Source organism: Microbulbifer mixtoriginis (SeqCode) (genome assembly GCF_052468275.1).
Genome location: NZ_CP174341.1, coordinates 1,264,371 through 1,287,337, shown reverse-complemented (window position 1 = coordinate 1,287,337; position 22,967 = coordinate 1,264,371). Strand labels below are relative to the sequence as shown.

7 protein-coding genes are annotated in these 22,967 nt (G+C 47.1%); all 7 read right to left on the bottom strand.

Features of this window, described 5'->3' with window-relative positions; all coding sequences use genetic code 11:
• Positions 1–7 precede the first annotated feature (7 nt).
• The gene (locus tag ACJJIC_RS05665; RefSeq protein WP_445356583.1) at positions 8–4,300 is read right to left on the bottom strand and encodes a fibronectin type III domain-containing protein; all 4,293 of its coding nucleotides are present in this window, start codon (positions 4,298–4,300) and stop codon (positions 8–10) included.
• Between the two features lie 741 nt (positions 4,301–5,041).
• Complete coding sequence (locus tag ACJJIC_RS05660; protein WP_445356582.1) at positions 5,042–9,304, bottom strand: fibronectin type III domain-containing protein; 4,263 nt, start codon at positions 9,302–9,304, stop codon at positions 5,042–5,044.
• An 829-nt stretch (positions 9,305–10,133) separates the two neighbouring features.
• Complete coding sequence (locus ACJJIC_RS05655; RefSeq protein ID WP_445359702.1) at positions 10,134–14,495, bottom strand: fibronectin type III domain-containing protein; 4,362 nt, start codon at positions 14,493–14,495, stop codon at positions 10,134–10,136.
• A 1,411-nt stretch (positions 14,496–15,906) separates the two neighbouring features.
• Positions 15,907–16,212 carry a hypothetical protein gene (locus ACJJIC_RS05650; protein WP_444910596.1) on the bottom strand — a complete coding sequence of 102 codons (306 nt, stop codon included), beginning with the start codon at positions 16,210–16,212 and terminating at the stop codon, positions 15,907–15,909.
• 209 nt (positions 16,213–16,421) lie between these two features.
• Complete coding sequence (locus ACJJIC_RS05645) at positions 16,422–16,844, bottom strand: GFA family protein (protein ID WP_252083436.1); 423 nt, start codon at positions 16,842–16,844, stop codon at positions 16,422–16,424.
• A 64-nt stretch (positions 16,845–16,908) separates the two neighbouring features.
• On the bottom strand, positions 16,909–17,271 hold the full coding sequence (locus ACJJIC_RS05640; protein ID WP_445356580.1) for a hypothetical protein: 363 nt from the start codon (positions 17,269–17,271) through the stop codon (positions 16,909–16,911).
• 393 nt (positions 17,272–17,664) lie between these two features.
• A complete protein-coding gene (locus ACJJIC_RS05635; protein ID WP_445356579.1) occupies positions 17,665–22,842 on the bottom strand; it encodes a DUF748 domain-containing protein in 5,178 nt (1,725 codons plus the stop codon).
• Between the last annotated feature and the right edge of the window lie 125 nt (positions 22,843–22,967).

Genomic DNA, 22,967 nt, shown 5'->3' with positions numbered 1-22,967 from the left:
AACAGAACTAGTGAGTTACTGGTTGCTTCAGCAATAACAGCGGGCCACCACCATTATCACCGCCACAGGTATCAACGTTTCTTGATTTGAACCGATGATTGAAGATCAACTCAATATCTTTAACCGCATCAAGATCTACCAGCGAACCAAATCGGTCTGCCAATTTAATTGACAAGCGCCAGCCAGTAGCAGCGACACTACGCTCTTTAAAGACGCTGGTAATCGTAGAACTGGAGCCAGCACCACTGTTAAACAGATCCAAATTCGCAGCCATAGACACACGATAACTATCACGGAAAGCTAAATTGGTCCTCTCCGTGATATCCCAGAATCGTGGGCTATGGGTAATTAGCTCATCCTGTATACCTACACCATCCACAGTTTCCACCAGGGTACCCGGTGTTTTGCTACGCAAGAAGCTGGTACCACCATAGGTCAGATAAGCTGGTGTTTCAGTTTCACCGCTGACGTTGTATAGCAATGGGATATTGAGGCCAACTGTCTCAATTTTATCCAGGTAATTACCACCAGCTGCAAGACAAGACAGATCTCCATTGTCTGCAATAACAGGGCCCAGGAAGAAATTACTGCGCGGCAATTCCTTCACCGTACTAAATTCCGCAGTTAGCCATACATCAGTGCCAAAAGAACGCGATAATAAACGCAGCTTCTCTTGGAAAGCTTCTTGCGGGCTAAGTTCTACTCCTCCTTGCTGGACAGGATCTGGGTGAGGATAAGTTTGCGGGATACCATTGATATCATCCACATAACCGAAAACATCATCCTTCAAAGAGAAGATATCTGTCGCCTGCTGGGTGCCATTTAAGTTACCTAGCTGATCAAAAGATGCCATCTCACTGAAGAAATCCCTCAGCTCCTCAGTACTGCGCAACTGGAAAATAGCTTCTTTTCTAGAACCACTAACCGGCCCAATAAAAGATTCCTGCCACTTGTATTCCAGCGCACTGGCGGTATAGAACAACCATTTCTGCGCTTCCTCAAAGTGACGTTCCGCACGCAGCATCTCTGTGGTCAGGCGACTGGCGTGAATCGGGTCGGCAAAATAACGATCGGCCAAGTTGGCGTTGGTGGTGAACATCTGGTTCATAACCCGCTGAGCTTGGCTTAACATGCCAACCAATCGCTCCATTTCTTGCTCAACTGTCGCTTCCGCTTGAGCAATATCCAGGGCAATAGTATTTACCTCCAGCCACATGGTGCGTACCCGCGCGTGGCTTTCCACATCCAGAAGTTTATTGGTGCTGTCATTCAGTTTGGCACGCTCTTCCGCCGCCAGACGAATGCTCATAGCCTCCAACTTACCAATATCTTTGATACTTCTAATATTGCGGTGAGCTTCTGTAACATAGTTCACCCCCTCCTGAAGCAAAGCTGTATTACCCGTATAGATAGCAAGCACCGTACCAGCCACTGCTTTTAGATAACCATGACGCTGCCTGGATTTTGCCTCCTCTTTACGAACCTTGGCGATTTGCTTCGAAATGGATTCCTGCTTGGAGCCATAATCCAGGATGATCTTCGACATGCCATCGACGATACCCTCTTCCTCTGCACGTCGCTCAATTTCGATTTCAATCGCACTCAGCAGGTTTTCCATACGCTGCAGGTTGTTACTCAGCGCAATTTCCGCGAGCTCGATGTTATTCGCCTGTAGCGCAATTTCACTACCTTGCTGTGCAGACTCTTCAATAATGATGCAGTCTTGGTTAAAACAATTGCTCGAGAATTCCAGGCCCAGCAAGCTGTACAACCAGTTGCCCAGTTGCTGGTGGCGATCGGTATATTCCGTAGCGAGCTTGTCAGCGCTGTGACGATAGTTCTCATAGCTGGTTTTCGCAGCTACCAAACTGTTTTGCGCTGTGGCAATAGGGCCACTGCTTTCGTTACCAAGGAAGTCTCTCAGTGCATCGAAGGAGTCAAACACGGTGTTGCCATCAATACCGTAGCCTTGTACAAGCAACACAGCATCCTGGGGCAGACCCAGAATATTGGTTTCTCCAGTGAGCCAGCTCACGGAGTTTTCCAAATCGCTGATATGGGTATTCCATTCGGATATAGCTTCGGGCAGGCCAGAGAAACCCTGCACCTGGGTGAAGTCGACATTCAGGAAGATCGCACGCAACGATGCCTCTTTGGCAATCAGCTCGCTGCGCAGCGTGTCCATCTCGTCAACCATTTGCGCCAACAAGGTGGTATTGGTCTGACCAGCTACAACGGCCAAACGCGCTTGCTGCACTTTGGTAGAAGCCAATTTGCTCATCAGCTGATAGAGCATGGTGACATCTTTGTAACCAGTGAACAGTAATTCTGCCGGGGTTACATCTTTTTGTGCCAGATCGTTGGGATCATAGTAACGGGGACTGATTTGACCACGGGAAGGACCCCACTGCGCTAAAAACTCCGGTGCATAAGTCAGCAGGGAGCTGTACTGCTCCAGGGCGTCTTTCAACAACTGGTGTGCAGTTTCTATATGGCCAACTTCGACAGTCACCGCTTCGTTACGCAAACGGCTAATACGGGCATTATCCAGGGCTTCATTAGCCAGGATCATTTCCGCTACCGCGCGATCGTAGTAAACATCCAGCGTGAAACGCTGCAGGTTTTCATTGTCGGGGTGGTGGGTCAGCTGCTCGAAAATAAACGCTTCCACATCTGTAGCGCGGTTGCGCTCGGCAGTGTCATACAGGCTAGAAAATTCAACCGTGGCTTCACCACTGGCATAAGGGTTAATCACCGTATTGGTGTTGGTATCAACGATATACATCAGATCCAGGTAGCGGAAGGCCGCTCTATCCCGGGAGAAAATACCCTGAGCAGGATTTTCCTGGGCCGCAGGCACCTGATCGGCTTCGTTGTAGTACAGCTGCTTACGGATCTGTACTGTGGGATCCAGCTCCATGGTGACCGTGAAGATATCACTGAAGTCGGAGGAGCCCGCCTTATTGACCGCTTGTACACGATAATCGTGGGTACCGAATACCAATGAAGAAGCATTGTATTTATAGGTATTGCCAGAGCCGTTATACACAGCCTGCCAGCTGCCATTATTAATACGTTGCTGCAGCAGATAACTATCAGTTTCGGCAACTGATGGCCAGCTCACGGTATAAGCTTCACCGGTAGAAGAAGGCAAAGTGATATAGCTCGGCGCTGCTGGTGGCTGTAGCAAATCTACGGTGGCACAGGCTTCTGGCGAGTAATTGGACTGATCTGCTGAAGTCAGTGCGCGTACCCGGTAGCAGTGGCGACCATCCTGCAAATTGCTCAGCTGGTAGCTGCGCGCAGTACCGCGGTAAAGCTGCTTATTGGCACTATCCACCACTTGATATTCAACGGTGAGACCGCCTTTATCAATTTCTGTCCAGCTTAAATTTACTTTGCCATCCCAGCTGCTAGTGGGTGCTGCTGACAGCACCGGTATACCAACAACACGATCCACTATAACGCTGACCGGTGAAGAGTAGTTGGAGCAGGTGCCTTTAACATTACAAGCACGCACCTTATAGCTGTAGGTACCATTGCTAATGCCGGTGAAACTCTTGCTCAGGCCAGGACCGTTATAAACGGAAGAGCCATTACCATCTACAACCTGGTAATTGGTGGCATGCGCCATGGCATTCCAGCTGACAGTATATTTACCATCGAGGCTGGTGCCCGTATTTAATTTTGGTGACGGTACACCTGGGCGGAAATAGACCTCCTGATCTCCGCTTTCCCGATAACCAGAGCAAGTAGAATTACAGGCGCGCACTCTGTATTGATAGGTACTGCCATGTACCAGAGAGGAGACCGTTTTACTGGTAGAGGAGCCTGAATAAATACCAGACCAGCTACCATTATCTCTACGCTGCTGCAACTCATAGCGCGTAGCTGTACTACTGGCAGACCAGCTGAGGTTTGCACTGCTGGAAGAGGTATAGCTGGGAACAGAGATAGAAGATGGTGTTGGCGGTGTCTTCTCTACCTTCAGGGTTCCACCGGTTTTATAACCACTGCACATACTAATAGTACAGGCCCGTACACGATACTGGTAATCACCATTGGATTTACCAGTTTCATTAAAGCTGGTTCCCGAGGAGTTATAAACTCGGCTCCAGGAACCTCCATTTACTCTACGATAGAGTTCATAACGACTAGCAGCGGCACTAGAGGACCAGCTAATCGAGTATGAGCCATCACTATCTAAGGTCGGATAATTTATGGACCCAGGCGTAGCAGTAACTGCTGCTGAGTGACATATCGACTTTCGTTCTGATTTCGCTAATTTTGTTGTTGTCAACGCACCTGTAGGCCCAAATGCTTCGTAACAAAAATTATAATTAACGCCCGTTGTTAAGCTGACAACTCGAGAACCTGTTGCTGCAGGATTACTATCAAGGACTGTAGTAACTCCATTTTTTGTTTGCTTAATTGAGTTACTCTCCCTCCTTACTTCTCTAAATCCAAGAGAGTATTGTTTCCAACTCAAAGTTACTTTTTGATTTGAATAACTGAGATTAAAGTATTCAGGCAAATCAACAGTACAGAACTCAAAAGGAGTTGTACCTGGCTCCGGCGGCTCGACCTCGCAAGCTGCCGAGGCCCTCCCCGAAAAACCGGACAAAACTACTATTGCAATAGCAGTTTTAGTCAGCGTAGCTGAAGACAGCAAAGTTTTCATCATATTAATCTTCTAATCTTAATTGACATTTTAAAACCTTAAAAATATTTAGAATATTTTCTTAAGATATAGTACTAAACTTATCAAACCCCTAACTCAAGCAAAAAATTTCTCTAGGCTATAGCTCCACATTTCATACACCACCAGACTGGTAATTTAAGTTTTATAATTTGTATATTTCAAGCCTTGGCACACCCAGCATATTTATTTAAAAATCAAAGATAACCTTAAATACCCAGCAGATGGGACTAGCAGAGCCTACTTGCGGTTATATTATCTACCTTAGATCTTAAAAATAAATTACGGTAAAAAGTGAGATCCCCACCTTAGAGCAGGGATCTCACTAATGAACTGATAGAATTAATGCGCTATGGGCTCACGCAACAATAGTAGCGGACCGCCATTATCACCGCCGCAGGTATCAATGTTTCTTGACTTGAAACGATGATTGAAGATCAATTCAATATCTTTAACCGCATCAAGATCCACCAGCGAACCAAAGCGGTCTGCCAATTTAATGGACAAGCGCCAGCCCGTGGTGGCAACACTGCGCTCTTTAAATGCACTGGTGACTGTAGAGCTGGACCCCATACCACTGTTAAACATATCCAGATTTGCAGCCATAGATACACGATAGCTATTACGGAACGCCAAGCCAGTTCCCTCTACAGCATCCCAAAAGCGAGTAGTATGAGTAATCAATTCGTCTTTGATGCCTACACCATCTGCCGTCTCCACCAGAGTGCCCGGCGTTTTACTGCGCAGGAAGCTGGTACCACCATAAGTTAGGAATGCAGGTGTTTCTGTTTCACCACTGACGTTGTACAACAAGGGGATATTGAGCCCGATAGTCTCAATTTTATCCAGATAATTACCACCTGTGGCCAGACAAGACAGATCACCGTTATCTGCAATAACCGGCCCCAGGAAGAAGTTACTACGAGGTAACTCTTTCACAGAACTAAACTCTACAGTTAACCAGACATCAGTACCGAAAGAGCGTGAGAGTAAACGTAATTTCTCCTGGAAAGCATCCTGCGGACTCAACTCCTGTCCACCTTGCTGATCAGGGTCTGGGTGCGTATAGGTTTGTGAAATACCATTAATATGATCCACATAGCCAAATACATCATCCTTCAAAGAGAAAGTATCGGTTGCCTGCTCTATGCTCCCTAGATTGTGTAGCTGATCAAAAGATACCATCTCACTGAAGAAATCCCTCAGCTCCTCAGTACTGCGCAACTGGAAAATAGCTTCTTTTCTAGAACCACTAACCGGCCCAATAAAAGATTCCTGCCACTTGTATTCCAGCGCACTGGCGGTATAGAACAACCATTTCTGCGCTTCCTCAAAGTGACGTTCCGCACGCAGCATCTCTGTGGTCAGGCGACTGGCGTGAATCGGGTCGGCAAAATAACGATCGGCCAAGTTGGCGTTGGTGGTGAACATCTGGTTCATAACCCGCTGAGCTTGGCTTAACATGCCAACCAATCGCTCCATTTCTTGCTCAACTGTCGCTTCCGCTTGAGCAATATCCAGGGCAATAGTATTTACCTCCAGCCACATGGTGCGTACCCGCGCGTGGCTTTCCACATCCAGAAGTTTATTGGTGCTGTCATTCAGTTTGGCACGCTCTTCCGCCGCCAGACGAATGCTCATAGCCTCCAACTTACCAATATCTTTGATACTTCTAATATTGCGGTGAGCTTCTGTAACATAGTTCACCCCCTCCTGAAGCAAAGCTGTATTACCCGTATAGATAGCAAGCACCGTACCAGCCACTGCTTTTAGATAACCATGACGCTGCCTGGATTTTGCCTCCTCTTTACGAACCTTGGCGATTTGCTTCGAAATGGATTCCTGCTTGGAGCCATAATCCAGGATGATCTTCGACATGCCATCGACGATACCCTCTTCCTCTGCACGTCGCTCAATTTCGATTTCAATCGCACTCAGCAGGTTTTCCATACGCTGCAGGTTGTTACTCAGCGCAATTTCCGCGAGCTCGATGTTATTCGCCTGTAGCGCAATTTCACTACCTTGCTGCGCAGACTCTTCAATAATGATGCAGTCTTGGTTAAAACAATTGCTCGGGAATTCCAGGCCCAGCAAGCTGTACAACCAGTTGCCCAGTTGCTGGTGGCGATCGGTATATTCCGTAGCGAGCTTGTCAGCGCTGTGACGATAGTTCTCATAGCTGGTTTTCGCAGCTACCAAACTGTTTTGCGCTGTGGCAATAGGGCCACTGCTTTCGTTACCAAGGAAGTCTCTCAGTGCATCGAAGGAGTCAAACACGGTATTGCCATCAATACCGTAGCCTTGTACAAGCAACACAGCATCCTGGGGCAGACCCAGAATATTGGTTTCTCCAGTGAGCCAGCTCACGGAGTTTTCCAAATCGCTGATATGGGTATTCCATTCGGATATAGCTTCGGGCAGGCCAGAGAAACCCTGCACCTGGGTGAAGTCGACATTCAGGAAGATCGCACGCAACGATGCCTCTTTGGCAATCAGCTCGCTGCGCAGCGTGTCCATCTCGTCAACCATTTGCGCCAACAAGGTGGTATTGGTCTGACCAGCTACAACGGCCAAACGCGCTTGCTGCACTTTGGTAGAAGCCAATTTGCTCATCAGCTGATAGAGCATGGTGACATCTTTGTAACCAGTGAACAGTAATTCTGCCGGGGTTACATCTTTTTGTGCCAGATCGTTGGGATCATAGTAACGGGGACTGATTTGACCACGGGAAGGACCCCACTGCGCTAAAAACTCCGGTGCATAAGTCAGCAGGGAGCTGTACTGCTCCAGGGCGTCTTTCAACAACTGGTGTGCAGTTTCTATATGGCCAACTTCGACAGTCACCGCTTCGTTACGCAAACGGCTAATACGGGCATTATCCAGGGCTTCATTAGCCAGGATCATTTCCGCTACCGCGCGATCGTAGTAAACATCCAGCGTGAAACGCTGCAGGTTTTCATTGTCGGGGTGGTGGGTCAGCTGCTCGAAAATAAACGCTTCCACATCTGTAGCGCGGTTGCGCTCGGCAGTGTCGTACAGGCTGGAAAATTCAACCGTGGCTTCACCACTGGCATAAGGGTTAATCACCGTATTGGTGTTGGTATCAACGATATACATCAGATCCAGGTAGCGGAAGGCCGCTCTATCCCGGGAGAAAATACCCTGAGCAGGATTTTCCTGGGCCGCAGGCACCTGATCGGCTTCGTTGTAGTACAGCTGCTTACGGATCTGTACTGTGGGATCCAGCTCCATGGTGACCGTGAAGATATCACTGAAGTCGGAGGAGCCCGCCTTATTGACCGCTTGTACACGATAATCGTGGGTACCGAATACCAATGAAGAAGCATTGTATTTATAGGTATTGCCAGAGCCGTTATACACAGCCTGCCAGCTGCCATTATTAATACGTTGCTGCAGCAGATAACTATCAGTTTCGGCAACTGATGGCCAGCTCACGGTATAAGCTTCACCGGTAGAAGAAGGCAAAGTGATATAGCTCGGCGCTGCTGGTGGCTGTAGCAAATCTACGGTGGCACAGGCTTCTGGCGAGTAATTGGACTGATCTGCTGAAGTCAGTGCGCGTACCCGGTAGCAGTGGCGACCATCCTGCAAATTGCTCAGCTGGTAGCTGCGCGCAGTACCGCGGTAAAGCTGCTTATTGGCACTATCCACCACTTGATATTCAACGGTGAGACCGCCTTTATCAATTTCTGTCCAGCTTAAATTTACTTTGCCATCCCAGCTGCTAGTGGGTGCTGCTGACAGCACCGGTATACCAACAACACGATCCACTATAACGCTGACCGGTGAAGAGTAGTTGGAGCAGGTGCCTTTAACATTACAAGCACGCACCTTATAGCTGTAGGTACCATTGCTAATGCCGGTGAAACTCTTGCTCAGGCCAGGACCGTTATAAACGGAAGAGCCATTACCATCTACAACCTGGTAATTGGTGGCATGCGCCATGGCATTCCAGCTGACAGTATATTTACCATCGAGGCTGGTGCCCGTATTTAATTTTGGTGACGGTACACCTGGGCGGAAATAGACCTCCTGATCTCCGCTTTCCCGATAACCAGAGCAAGTAGAATTACAGGCGCGCACTCTGTATTGATAGGTACTGCCATGTACCAGAGAGGAGACCGTTTTACTGGTAGAGGAGCCTGAATAAATACCAGACCAGCTACCATTATCTCTACGCTGCTGCAACTCATAGCGCGTAGCTGTACTACTGGCAGACCAGCTGAGGTTTGCACTGCTGGAAGAGGTATAGCTGGGAACAGAGATAGAAGATGGTGTTGGCGGTGTCTTCTCTACCTTCAGGGTTCCACCCGTTTTATAACCACTGCACATATCAGCTGTACAGGCCCGTACACGATACTGGTAATTACCGTTAGATTTACCACTTTCATTAAAGCTGGTCCCCGAAGAATTATAAATTCGGCTCCAGGAACCTCCGTTTATGCTGCGCTCGAGTTCATAGCGACTAGCCCAAGAACTTGTTGACCAGCTAATTGAATATGAGCCATCACTATCAAAAGTCGCATAATTTATAACAGAAGGCGTAGAGGTAACGGTTACTTCACGGCAGGTCTCTCTGGTCATTGGATGCCCCACCCATCCATTTCCAACCAAACCCGTTGCGCCTTCAGCTTTATAGCAAAAGGAATAAACACCGTCAGCTGTCAAATTAACAACACGAGACCCCGTTATAGGCGGGTTATGATCTAAAGTAGATTCATTTCCATTAAGACTTTGAATAAGAGAATAATGTTCGTGTCTAGCTTCTCCACTCGCGGGTGTATACTCCTTCCAAGCTAAAGTAGCCTTGCGGTTTGAATAGCTGAGAGTGAAGCTAGATGGTAATTTTACCCAACAGTCCTTAACAACCTGCCCTCTAGGCCCTCCTATTGAATGTTCACCATCTATTGTACATCCAGCTTGTGCGCTTTGCGGTAAAAAGCTAAATGATGCAAGTCCAACTGCCAGCACCGGACTCATTAACTTTAAATAACTAATCATATTTATGCTCTATAAACACTTTATTCCCTTAACCCCTGCAACTTTCAAGCATACCCAATAGCTCACCTCTGCTAATTCCAAATAGCTAGCATTTCATATTGGCCAAACCAATATGAAACATATTTATTCACCACTATCAGGAGTAGATAAGAAAAAATATTGAGTAAATTGCTAACAAAAAGAAAGTAATACCCTCCAATATTTTTAGACCTAGCTATACCACACAGAAGCGTGGCCCAAAAAATGTAACCGGTTACATTGCCATTTTTAAAACATAGGGACAAATTTAATGCTCCAATCCCCCACTTTTTAGGCAAAAAATGATAGCCCTAGAGTAGCAGTCCGACGGTTAAAACCCGTCGGACTACCAAATAAATATGCCAGCTTTAGAATGGCGTTGTTAATGAAATTACTATCTCACCGGCTCTCGCAGCAATAGCAGAGGGCCACCACCATTACCACCACCGCAGGTATCAATATTTCTTGATTTGAAACGATGATTGAAGATCAACTCAACATCCTTAATAGCATCAAGATCTACTAGCGAACCAAAGCGGTCTGCCAATTTGATGGACAAGCGCCAGCCAGTAGCAGCAACACTACGCTCCTTAAAGACACTAGTAACAGTAGAGCTGGAGCCTGCTCCACTATTAAACATATCCAGATTTGCAGCCATAGGCACACGATAGCTATTACGGAAAGCCAGGCTAGCTCCATCAACGGTATCCCAGAAACGTGCGCTATAAGTAATCAACTCGTCCTTGATACCTACACCATCTGCCGTCTCCACCAAAGTACCCGGCGTTTTACTGCGCACAAAGCTGGTACCGCCATAGGTTAAGTAAGCCGGTGTTTCTGTTTCACCACTGACGTTGTACAACAGAGGAATATTGAGTCCAATGGTCTCAATTTTATCCAGGTAGGACCCACCCGCGGCAAGACAAGACAGATCACCATTATCCGCAATAACCGGACCCAGGAAGAAATTACTACGCGGCAATTCCTTCACTGTACTAAATTCCACAGTCAACCAGATATCGGTGCCGAAAGAGCGCGACAATAAACGTAGCTTTTCCTGGAAAGCTTGCTGCGGGTTCAATTCTGGACCGCCTTGTTGATCAGGATCTGGATGTGCATAGGTTTGTGGAATACCATTGATATCATCCACATAACCGAATACATCATCCTTTAGCGAGAAGGTGTCTATCGCTTGCTGGGTGCCATTTAAGTTACGCAACTGATCAAAAGATGCCATCTCACTGAAGAAATCTCTCAGCTCCTCAGTATTACGCAACTGGAAAATAGCTTCTTTTCTAGAACCACTAACCGGCCCAATAAAAGATTCCTGCCACTTGTACTCCAGCGCACTGGCGGTATAGAACAACCATTTCTGTGCTTCTTCAAAGTGACGTTCCGCACGCAGCATCTCTGTGGTCAGGCGACTGGCGTGAATCGGGTCGGCAAAATAGCGATCGGCCAAGTTGGCGTTGGTGGTGAACATCTGGTTCATAACCCGCTGTGCCTGATTAAGCATACCGATCAGACGCTCGACTTCCTGCTCTACGGTCGCTTCTGCCTGGGCAATATCTAGTGCGATAGTATTCGCTTCCAGCCACATGGTACGTATCCGCGCCCTGCTTTCGACTTCTAATAATTTGTTAGAACTGTCATTAAGCTTGGCACGTTCTTCCGCCGCCAGGCGAATACTCAGCGCTTCCAGCTTACCAATCTCTTTAATACTTCTGAGGTTGATATGGCTGGAAACCACTTGGCTGATACCTTGCTCCAATAAAGCAGTATCCTTCCCTTGAGAAAAGTATGCTTTTACAGCACCACCCACGACTTTAAGGAAGCCATCTCTCTTCCTTGATTTCTCCGCCTCTTTACGAATCTTGGTGATCTGCTTCGAAATGGATTCCTGCTTGGAGCCATAATCCAGGATGATCTTCGACATGCCATCGACGATACCCTCTTCCTCTGCACGTCGCTCAATTTCGATTTCAATCGCACTCAGCAGGTTTTCCATACGCTGCAGGTTGTTACTCAGCGCAATTTCCGCGAGCTCGATGTTATTCGCCTGTAGCGCAATTTCACTACCTTGCTGTGCAGACTCTTCAATAATGATGCAGTCTTGGTTAAAACAATTGCTCGGGAATTCCAGGCCCAGCAAGCTGTACAACCAGTTGCCCAGTTGCTGGTGGCGATCGGTATATTCCGTAGCGAGCTTGTCAGCGCTGTGACGATAGTTCTCATAGCTGGTTTTCGCAGCTACCAAACTGTTTTGCGCTGTGGCAATAGGGCCACTGCTTTCGTTACCAAGGAAGTCTCTCAGTGCATCGAAGGAGTCAAACACGGTGTTGCCATCAATACCGTAGCCTTGTACAAGCAACACAGCATCCTGGGGCAGACCCAGAATATTGGTTTCTCCAGTGAGCCAGCTCACGGAGTTTTCCAAATCGCTGATATGGGTATTCCATTCGGATATAGCTTCGGGCAGGCCAGAGAAACCCTGCACCTGGGTGAAGTCGACATTCAGGAAGATCGCACGCAACGATGCCTCTTTGGCAATCAGCTCGCTGCGCAGCGTGTCCATCTCGTCAACCATTTGCGCCAACAAGGTGGTATTGGTCTGACCAGCTACAACGGCCAAACGCGCTTGCTGCACTTTGGTAGAAGCCAATTTGCTCATCAGCTGATAGAGCATGGTGACATCTTTGTAACCAGTGAACAGTAATTCTGCCGGGGTTACATCTTTTTGTGCCAGATCGTTGGGATCATAGTAACGGGGACTGATTTGACCACGGGAAGGACCCCACTGCGCTAAAAACTCCGGTGCATAAGTCAGCAGGGAGCTGTACTGCTCCAGGGCGTCTTTCAACAACTGGTGTGCAGTTTCTATATGGCCAACTTCGACAGTCACCGCTTCGTTACGCAAACGGCTAATACGGGCATTATCCAGGGCTTCATTAGCCAGGATCATTTCCGCTACCGCGCGATCGTAGTAAACATCCAGCGTGAAACGCTGCAGGTTTTCATTGTCGGGGTGGTGGGTCAGCTGCTCGAAAATAAACGCTTCCACATCTGTAGCGCGGTTGCGCTCGGCAGTGTCGTACAGGCTGGAAAATTCAACCGTGGCTTCACCACTGGCATAAGGGTTAATCACCGTATTGGTGTTGGTATCAACGATATACATCAGATCCAGGTAGCGGAAGGCCGCTCTATCCCGGGAGAAAATACCCTGAGCAGGATTTTCCTGGGCCGCAGGCACCTGATCGGCTTCGTTGTAGTACAGCTGCTTACGGATCTGTACTGTGGGATCCAGCTCCATGGTGACCGTGAAGATATCACTGAAGTCGGAGGAGCCCGCCTTGTTGACCGCTTGTACACGATAATCGTGGGTACCGAATACCAATGAAGAAGCATTGTATTTATAGGTATTGCCAGAGCCGTTATACACAGCCTGCCAGCTGCCATTATTAATACGTTGCTGCAGCAGATAACTATCAGTTTCGGCAACTGATGGCCAGCTCACGGTATAAGCTTCACCGGTAGAAGAAGGCAAAGTGATATAGCTCGGCGCTGCTGGTGGCTGTAGCAAATCTACGGTGGCACAGGCTTCTGGCGAGTAATTGGACTGATCTGCTGAAGTCAGTGCGCGTACCCGGTAGCAGTGGCGGCCATCCTGCAAATTGCTCAGCTGGTAGCTGCGCGCAGTACCGCGGTAAAGCTGCTTATTGGCACTATCCACCACTTGATATTCAACGGTGAGACCGCCTTTATCAATTTCTGTCCAGCTTAGTTTTACTTTGCCATCCCAGCTGCTAGTGGGCGCTGCAGACAGCACCGGTATACCAACAACACGATCCACTATAACGCTGACCGGTGGAGAGTAGTTGGAGCAGGTGCCTTTAACATTACAAGCGCGCACCTTGTAGCTGTAGGTACCATTGCTAATGTCCGTAAAACTCTTGCTCAGATCAGAACCACTGTAAACAGTAGAGTCATTACCATCTACAGCCTGATAACTAGTGGCATGCGCTTTGGCTTCCCAGCTCAGCGTATATTTACCGTCTAGACTGGTGTTCGTATTTAATTTGGGATCTGGTACGCCTGGACGAAAATAAACCTGTAGGTCACCACTTTCTCGATACGAAGAACAGAGGGTGGCACAAGAGCGAACCCTAAAGCGATAGATACTGCCATGCACCAAAGAGGAGACGGACCTGCTGGTTGCAGCAGAGCCTGAGTGAATATCATCAGACCAGCTACCATTATCCCTGCGCTGCTGTACCTCATAGCTGGTTGCACCATTACTAGACCCCCAGCTTAAATTTACACTGCTGGATGATACATAACTTGGCACACTGAAAGAGGAGGGAACAGGCGGCGTTCCAACAGCGGCTACGGGACCCGTTTTAAAATCGCTGCACATATTGGGCGTACAGGCCCGCACTCGATACTGATAACTACCCAAGGATCGTCCACTTTCACTGAAACTGGTTCCTGAAGAATTATAAATTCGGCTCCAAGAACCTCCATTTATTCTACGCTCGAGTTCATAATGGCTAGCGCCAGGCCGTGAGGACCAACTGACGATATAAGAACCGTCATAATCTGCACTTGGATAACTTAAGGTAGTAGGTGTAGAAGTAACTGCTACCTCGCGGCACTCCTGTTTTGCCCCCAAAGGTGCACGTCGGTCAACCCTATAAGTGCCTTGTATACCCTCAGCCTTAAAACAAAGTGAGTAATTTCCATCAGCAGTTAAATTCACCACTCGAGTACCAGTGAGAGGGGGCGCACTATCGAGCGTTGTTTCATTGCCATTTAGGACCTGTACTATTGAATAATCTTCTTGTCGTCTATACAGGTTTGAAGATCCAAGCTCATAAGCTTGCCATTTAAGTGTTGCTTTTCTATTTGAATAGCTAAGCGTGAAGCTATCCGGCAATTCGAGAGTACAGGACTCTATTATGTCCGGAAGCTCACTAAGTAATTTTTGACATGAAGCTAGCGCTTTCTCTGGTACCCCGGCAATGAGTACAAGCCCTGTTATAACCAGAGAACTCATTAATTTTGAAGATGCGATCATACTACGTTACCAATTCCCTCTGACTAACATTCCATACTTTATATTCGATCAAATATCATGCAATCTGCATCATCACTCTTCAAAGTAATTTAACTCCAAGCCTCTCTAGAACCACCAAACTTATGAGGCAAACTTAATAAATCGAGAGCTTACGCTCAGGAAGACCTGCCACATTTCGACATTCAAAAAAATGAACGCCTTTGCATTTAATAGTGTTTACCTCGCTAACCCCTGCTCAATGGAAGGGGGAAATTCGAAGCAAGAAAAAGCATGGTAGCTGCATACACCTAAAAAGAGCCGCTAACCAATCTTAGATTTTCATCTAGGTAGATTTTATCGGTGAGATCATCTTTATTTCAAGAAAAAAGCCAAAAAAAATCAAGTTTTGTCTATTTCCTTTGGATCTGCGTGGAATAAAAAATGTAAAAAATATTAAATACAAGGTCCAAATATACCCCACTGGTAGACCCAGCACATTTAAACGAGGAATTATCAAAGACAATTTAAGCAAATTACTTTACCTAACGGTAGTGACTTACATGCCCATCAGAACATTACTGGCCTACCAAGTTAAGACAAGCAAGAATAATTAATCTTTCATAAAGAAGAAGAGGCAGGCATACAAAAAGATCAAGATCCCTACAAGAAAATCGACACAAGAAAAACCAATTAAAGGCCATTACCAATAATAAAATTTAATCCATAAAAATCAGAAATAAATTTAAGCCTGACTCAACTGACCTCAATCATTACCGTTCTTTATTTAACAAAGCAAGAGGGGTAGATGGGTAACCCTTTTCCCTCACGCCACAGCTTGCAAATGGCAACAAAGCTTTTCTCCGGAGTCACATTTTGACCTTAGAAATCCTTTAAATGATGAGCAGAAACCTTACTACCACTTAAAAGTCATGTGGAGTTTCCTCTCTAGTAGAAGATTGAGCTTGAAAATATAATATTGATCCACCTAAGAGCCATAGGGGTCGGACATCTCAATAAGTGAGAATTCGTCAGAAAATCGGATATATAAGGACTGAAAGGAAACTTTGATAGGAGATTAGGGGTGCGCGCAGCCCGTTAGCAACGCGCATGTCTTTTAACGCCCAAAAAATAAAACGGCGAAAGCAATGATTAAACCAACCAACAACACCCATACTCCTCGAAGCATCAAAGAGCGAGCATACTCCGCTTCTTTATACCGCAAAGCATAGGGAATTCCGGTAATAGGGCCAAGAAATATAGTGACAATTCCCCAAACCCAGTGCTTATTACCCAAGGCAGTCAATGCAGCCATTAGGCCCCCAAACCAACACAGGGTCACACCTATGACACATACTACCAAGGCGATTATGGACCACCACTGATTAGCCAGGAAAATTTCTACTATCTGTGTTTCTGTCATGGCACTCTGCCACTCCCTATTACTACTTGATCATTGCAAATTTTCAGGCCCTTTTCACAGCTTGATAATGCTGCTTCCAGATAGCCCAAATTACCCACGATTTGCCATGGGCACAGCCGCTTTCAAACCGATAGCGCTGTTAGCGAACAATAGTAACCTTAAAGGGGGACAAATGGTCCCCCCAAAAGTAATCAGAAGTGTGTGATCACTTACTCTCCGGAAAATTCAGTGACCAGCTCCAGGCCGGTTATGTTTCTGGTCTCATTGGCAAAGCTATAGTATGTGGGCTTTTCATCAATAAATATCTGATGGGTCATTGTCACTTCAGGGGGAAGTTCGAAGATACCCGCAGGAACTGAATACTGCTGGGTTTCCTTTAATCGGTAGAAGAGATGGGAGCCACAATTGGAACAGAAACCGCGTTCAGCCCAGTCCGAAGAGTCAAATACAGATACATGCTCCTCACCAGAGATTTCCACACTGGTCTGGCAGTCCACCGCCAACAGTGGACCACCGCTCCACTTTTTACACATGCTACAGTGACAGACTCCAAGGTCAGAAGAAGGCAGCTCGGCCTTGATGGTCACAGAACCACACAGGCAGCTTCCCTGTACTGGATTAGTATCACTCATATTTTCCTCTCTCTTCTGTAAAGCTATAGAAGCGTACACTTACTAACTGTTGCCACAGGGCAATCTAAGACTCATAAAACTTACAACGGCGCTTGAACCAGTTAATTCTTTTAGTGTGATTCTCTGGGCAGTTTTCCATACACTGGCTACCAAGCGCTTTCAGGGTGATTGCCTCTGGGTAATTTGCCACTACTTCTCCCGCAATGATATGACGAAAACCTGGTTCGTCTGCCGTAATAAGAAAGTGGTTTTCTTTATTACCAATTAAGATTTTTTCTCTGGCCATAGCATAAACCTGGAATTCCCACATCCCCCAGGAGCTCCATTTATTCATAACCAGGCATGTAGACATGGTTTTTAGAGGCTGCTGCTCAATAGCAAATGAAGAACTTGAGAACAGCAGTAGGAAAAATATAATTATTCTCATATTCAATCCCTGAATACATATAGCAGTAAATAATTTGACAGATAGTCGCAATATCAGTAGTAAATAGCACTACCCAAAGAGAGGTATACTCATCCCAACTATGTCACAAAAATGAGAAGCACTTCAAGATATGATAATATGATTTACCTTTTGGGCATTTATAACCCAAACTTCACTGAAAAAACATAGAAATATCTTGCAGATTTTATTGATAAATAAAGCAAGCTAGAATATAGGAAGTATTTCATTTATTAATAACAACATATATCCACACTGATAAATATAGCCACTTACACTTCCACAAAACACTCATCCAAGAGGATGATATATCTCCAGCATAGAGAATAAAGCACCTATCAAATATCAACTTCCCTTAGAAATAAGTCACTGATATTAATTAGAAAATTCAACTCTTGGATCACCAAAGTCACGTCCCATATAATCCGGTGCGCAAGGAATAAGCTCAGCAGCTGGGATACCTGCATCAATCAAATAGCGCTCAACTTTTCGACTGCGCTCTAAGGCTAGCTTCTCAAATTCTTCACGCAAGAAAATCGGCGGCCTACGGTAGAAATTTGATAAAAATCTGCGACTACCGCGTAGACCAATTGTTGAATTTGGGTACATTGCATTCCAATCCCTGGCATTGGCAATACCACAAACACCAGGACGGGCATCCGGATGTTTATGTAACACTGCGACCATTTGCTGAAGTTGTGCCAGCGCTAAACCACTTAACTCCGCACTGCCGGGAGCAAAATCAATGGAATCAAAGGACTTCGCCATAAATCGCCCCCAGGCCAATTTAGCCAAAAGATAAATACCATAGGGGGTGAAGTAACTAAATAAAGCATCCATAATGGCTTTATGTAATAACTCGCTGAAGACATACTCCATAGAAAACTTTGGATCGCGGATATTGCCGGTTACGGGCATACCAAATTTCACATTCCCCTTACCATCTTTTAACAACCAAAGGGCAAGGTTCAGAGGGATAAACCTCTTCTTAACTGGTAATTGATCATCTTTTCGTACACGCCGAACCTTTATTTTTTCCAACACCACATCGGCAAAGGCATTTAATTGATTTTCATAGACATGGATATTCATCACCGCATCCATCTGCCCCTGCAGTATCTTGAAACCGAGTAGCTTGGCCATATAAGGCGTAGCCGGTATTAGATTTACATTAGCTAAGTAACCGGTCAGATCCGCATTCCATTTTTTTTGCCCCAAGTAGTCTATTGTCCCCCCTAATTGAATATCGCCAAATCCACCGGGGCGGCCATTCGCGACAATCACAGCTGGAGGATGCTCCCCCACATTACTGATATCGCTGAGATTAAGATTGATATCGCGTACTGGCAGCCGTGCGCGAAACTCATGTTTTCGATCCACCCAGGTAAAAGTACCATGGCGTAGGTGGATATCACCAATATGGTATAAGAGTGGAGGCCGGTGTTTTTTCTTCCTATGCAGATATTGATTAATCGGTATCCCTCGCAGTTCGGCAATCTCCCAGGTTACCGGAAACTGACCCTGCTCATCCCTCAACAAGATAAAACGTGGGCGCAGGAAATCGATAAAATCAATCGTCAATAACTCCATACGCTTATGGAAACTCAAGCCTTTAATATGCAACAGTCTAAAGTCCCCAATAGTACTGTGGCGTTCAAACTCGGGAACACCAGGATCCCGGTTGAAGAAATGGAAATGTACGGCCTCCCCCCAGGCGAAGTACCATTCTTCTGAATTCAGAGAAAAGTGGGAAATTTCAATACTTTCCCCCTCTACTAATAATTCGCCTCGTGGTGAAAAAAGATCAATATTCTCAACCTTAAACAGTGGAAGAGTTAGCCCGTGTACGCCATTGAAGTTACCATCCAACTCAACGGCTCCGAGTTTGAAGCAATGAATCCCTTGATCAAAATAACCGGCGGGAATACAGCTGGCAATACTCAGAAGCCGTAATTGTTGTACTCCTAGAGATCGCCCCTCCAAACGCAGTTGCTCCACTTGCAATCTCTGCGTCTTCAACAACGGGAAAGACAATGCTTGCGTAAAGCCCTTCTCATGCATTTGTATTTCCGCCACACTGATGTCCCTGAGCAGAAAAATCCTTCCGGTCGCCCCTTGTTGACTTTCCATACCTCCCAAGCGTAATTGGCTCAACTGATAACAAGGGGCAATATTTTTGTCTTTCAAAAGTCCGGCGGGTAAACAGCCACTGGCACCCTGCACCTGTACCAGCGCCTCCCCCTCAAAAGAGATATTATCCAGCTTAAAGTTGGGTATTTTATTTGGCTCAGTATTTTTGCGTGGAATAGAGAGACCAGCTAAATGTAAGGAGCCCTCAAGAGTAAAAGGCCGACTTAGGGATACGCGCTGCAAACCTGGCATATACAGCTCATCGACGCCATAACAGCTCTGCGTATCTCCAGCTCTGGATCGCTCAAGCCTTTCTATCGTTACAATCTTGCCGGAGTCTGGCAGGCACACCCGGGTATTGAGAATCTTTAAGTCGGCAACAGAAAAGTCCTTCCCACCATTCCAGTTGACTCCCCGCCAACTCAACTGTTGCAGGCCTGCCTGCAGGAAATCTCCGCCTTTTTGCCAAAAAGCGATTGGACCAGTGTAAACAGCGCCAGAACTAATCCGATCAATACTACTTTCAAAGCCGATACTAATTGGGTTACCCGTAAATTTTATCTGTGGTGTTTCAATACAGTCAGCCAGATTTGCCCTATCGATTTCACGAGGGAATAGGCGCTGTAAACCACAAACTAAGATATTGTCGATCGTTAAATCGTAGAGATCGATGGAGCCGGGGGAAAAATAAATCCGAGGAATGTCAAGTTTTGCAAACTGCCAAATGGGCTCGGCAGAGGCAGCACGGGTAAATTCCGTCACTCCCAGTGACACCCCACTGCTATTGATAGAGTGCAAGTCCCGACTGTATATACAATGGGGGAGTTTTCCCATTATGCCCTGTCGCTGTGGGAGACAAGCCAATAGGGACTCTGCAGACAGCTTGTCAAACTTTATTTCTGAAGTGGCAGCACCATTGCGGGACCAGAGAAATTCTAATTCTGGCAGAGAAAGCTGTTGAATATCCAGTGCAGCTATTCCGTCCATCTCCAGCAGTTGAATCTGAGCAATGCTGGAGTCATTCAAATTGGCCGATGCTTGCTGTCGACCAAACTCCAAGTGGAAGGCTTCGCCTAAATGCAACTTCTGCAGGTCTATACAGCGAATGTGAATATCAGAAAGTACCGCGATATCCGGTAGGCAAATATCCAGTATTTCCAGTGCACTTTCAGGCAAGGCGATATAAGTGCTGAGCGCCGCAGACGGTAAATAACGGATTCTAACTAATGGGAAATTCAGGTCTTCAATATTTAGCAGGGAGCGATTTTGTGTTGTGTGTGCCAGAGCACGCTCGATAGAAAATTCTGCAGTGGCAATATCAAAGCCTCCGCGCCAAGCAATGCGAAGAGGCTGTTGTTGGCGCAAGTCACGAAAGTCAAAGCAAGTGGGCATTTTCTCAAGCGGCAGGGAATCCCGGTAAATTAACCGTGCCCAAGAATCTGGTAAGCAACCATCTAAGCGCTGCAAACTGGCATTTTCCAATTTGAAGTTTGGCGCATTGACACTGGCCATTTGGTTACTGGCTTGAGGCCCCTGTTCCTCTAGATTGCCCTTCTCCGTACCATAATCCGCCTCTATCGGACCGATACTTGATGCCATGGCGCTGGCAGCCCAGGGATCTTCAACGGCTTCACGGCGAAAATATCCGCTGCCGTTGGCCATTTTCTGTAATAAAAGCCCTTTATTACCGCTGGGGCTATCCCCCAACATAAGTCGTTGCACCCCCAATTTGCCAAAAATGGCATACCCATCCTCACCCGTTTGCAGGGCAAAGTTACCCTGTCCCTTAAGACTGTTGAGTTGGGCGCACAAGGGCCCCAGGCCCTCAGGCAGCAAGCCACGCGATAAGCAGCCAGACAAGGATTCCAGGGAAAAATCCTGAATTGAGTAAGGTGTATCCGATGCTAAAGTGTCGATACCCCCCCACTTTAATTGACGCAGTCGCAGCCTCTCTTCTGCTAATCCCTCTAGCTGCATCTGTCCCAGATACATTGGCCCACTAGCAGCTCCCCATGGAATCGACTTTGACTGCGAACCAAAACGCAGCGCCACTTTTTCCTCTCCACGTAAACCAGTTAAGCGCACACAGTGATCGGGTTTACCCCACAATTCACCGGGCACACAGCCGCTGGCACTATTCACGGATAAACTGCCCACCGAGAGAATTCGGCTGGCCTTATCAAACTCCAGTGAACCCAGCCGAGCTTGCTGTGCTGTCAGAGGCTGCCTGTGGGGCTGGGCGACATCCACATAGCGCACCTGTTGGGCGCGACTGGGACCGGTAATTATTTTAAGCGGTTGATTCCAGTCAAACTTGGTAGGACCGGGGAGATTCAGGGTAGTGGCTCGCACACAAAAGTGGTGCTTGGCATCGCGTAAGTGCTGTGGACACCAATCGAAGGCGGTAGCGCCCGCACGACGCCAGCGCAGCCGTTTAATCGGACGAACATAATCAAAATCGCGGATAGCAATGGTTTCTGCGCGCCAGTCCTGCCAACGCTGATCGCTTCGCCGTAATATAACGCCTTCGCCATTGGCACGGCGCCACTGCGCCATAGCGACACGACCAAAATCAAATTTTAAATCCCCAGCGGCTTTCAGACGACGCGCTGCGGCACAGTGGCCGATCAGGCGCTGTAATCCGTGAATCGCATCGGCCCACTGTTGTGGCGGGCAACTGGAAAAAAACTCTGCGTGGAAGGCATCCGCTTCGGTGCGCAAACTAGGCCAACGAAAATCCCCAGACTTCAAGTGCAGATGCGCCAAAGTAGTGTTATATCGCGCAGACTTTCTCTCTCTGGCTAGTAATTCGTGTAATTCAATTCCAGCAGCGGCAATATCAACTTTTAGGGGAACATTTCCTTTGCGCCACAGCCCCAGGGTGAAATCCCGCGCTCTTATATCGCCAATGTAAACGCAGGAGGCTGTAGACCAGATGGGCTTGTGTAAATAGCAGAGTTCGCTATTACGAATTCGTGCCTGGTCGATTGCCAGCTTAAAATCCCTATCCTTGCGCTCAACCTGTGCCAAATCCCAGCCGCCCACCTCCCATTCTCTGCGCCATTCTCCCGGCACAGATTGCAAATCCATATAGGCGCCACTAATAGAGACTCGAGGCAGATTGGCGCGACCACGCAGCAACTGCCACCAACTGTAATCCAGCAGAATTTCCTGGGCGGAAAACCCTCTCCCTTCGCGGTTAATTGCACGCGCATCCACAAGCAACAAGCTTAAATCCAGCAGAGACACTCGAAAGTGTTGTGCCTGAAAATCCAGGCCACGCTCGACCATCCATGAACTGGCCTTATCGCGTACCAAGCCGGAAAGCACGAATGAAAAGCCTTCCAGCAATAATAATCCGCCAATCAACCACCACAGCAGGTGATGAAAGCGGACATTATGACGGGCAGGCTCTGTTGGCATTGGAAAAATCGCGCCGCGAAATGAGTTGAACGCAAGCTGCAACGACAGCCAAGCCCATAAAGTAAAGACCAGCCCCACAGTTTTTTTTACCCTGGCGTCGCGATTCGCGATAATGAAGGCTGACG

Coding starts and splice junctions, on each gene's coding strand:
- ACJJIC_RS05660 (WP_445356582.1), bottom strand. CDS start 9,304: ATGACCAGAGAGACCTGCCGTGAAGTAACCGTTACCTCTACGCCTTCT.
- ACJJIC_RS05650 (WP_444910596.1), bottom strand. CDS start 16,212: ATGACAGAAACACAGATAGTAGAAATTTTCCTGGCTAATCAGTGGTGG.
- ACJJIC_RS05645 (WP_252083436.1), bottom strand. CDS start 16,844: ATGAGTGATACTAATCCAGTACAGGGAAGCTGCCTGTGTGGTTCTGTG.
- ACJJIC_RS05640 (WP_445356580.1), bottom strand. CDS start 17,271: ATGAGAATAATTATATTTTTCCTACTGCTGTTCTCAAGTTCTTCATTT.
- ACJJIC_RS05635 (WP_445356579.1), bottom strand. CDS start 22,842: ATGCCAACAGAGCCTGCCCGTCATAATGTCCGCTTTCATCACCTGCTG.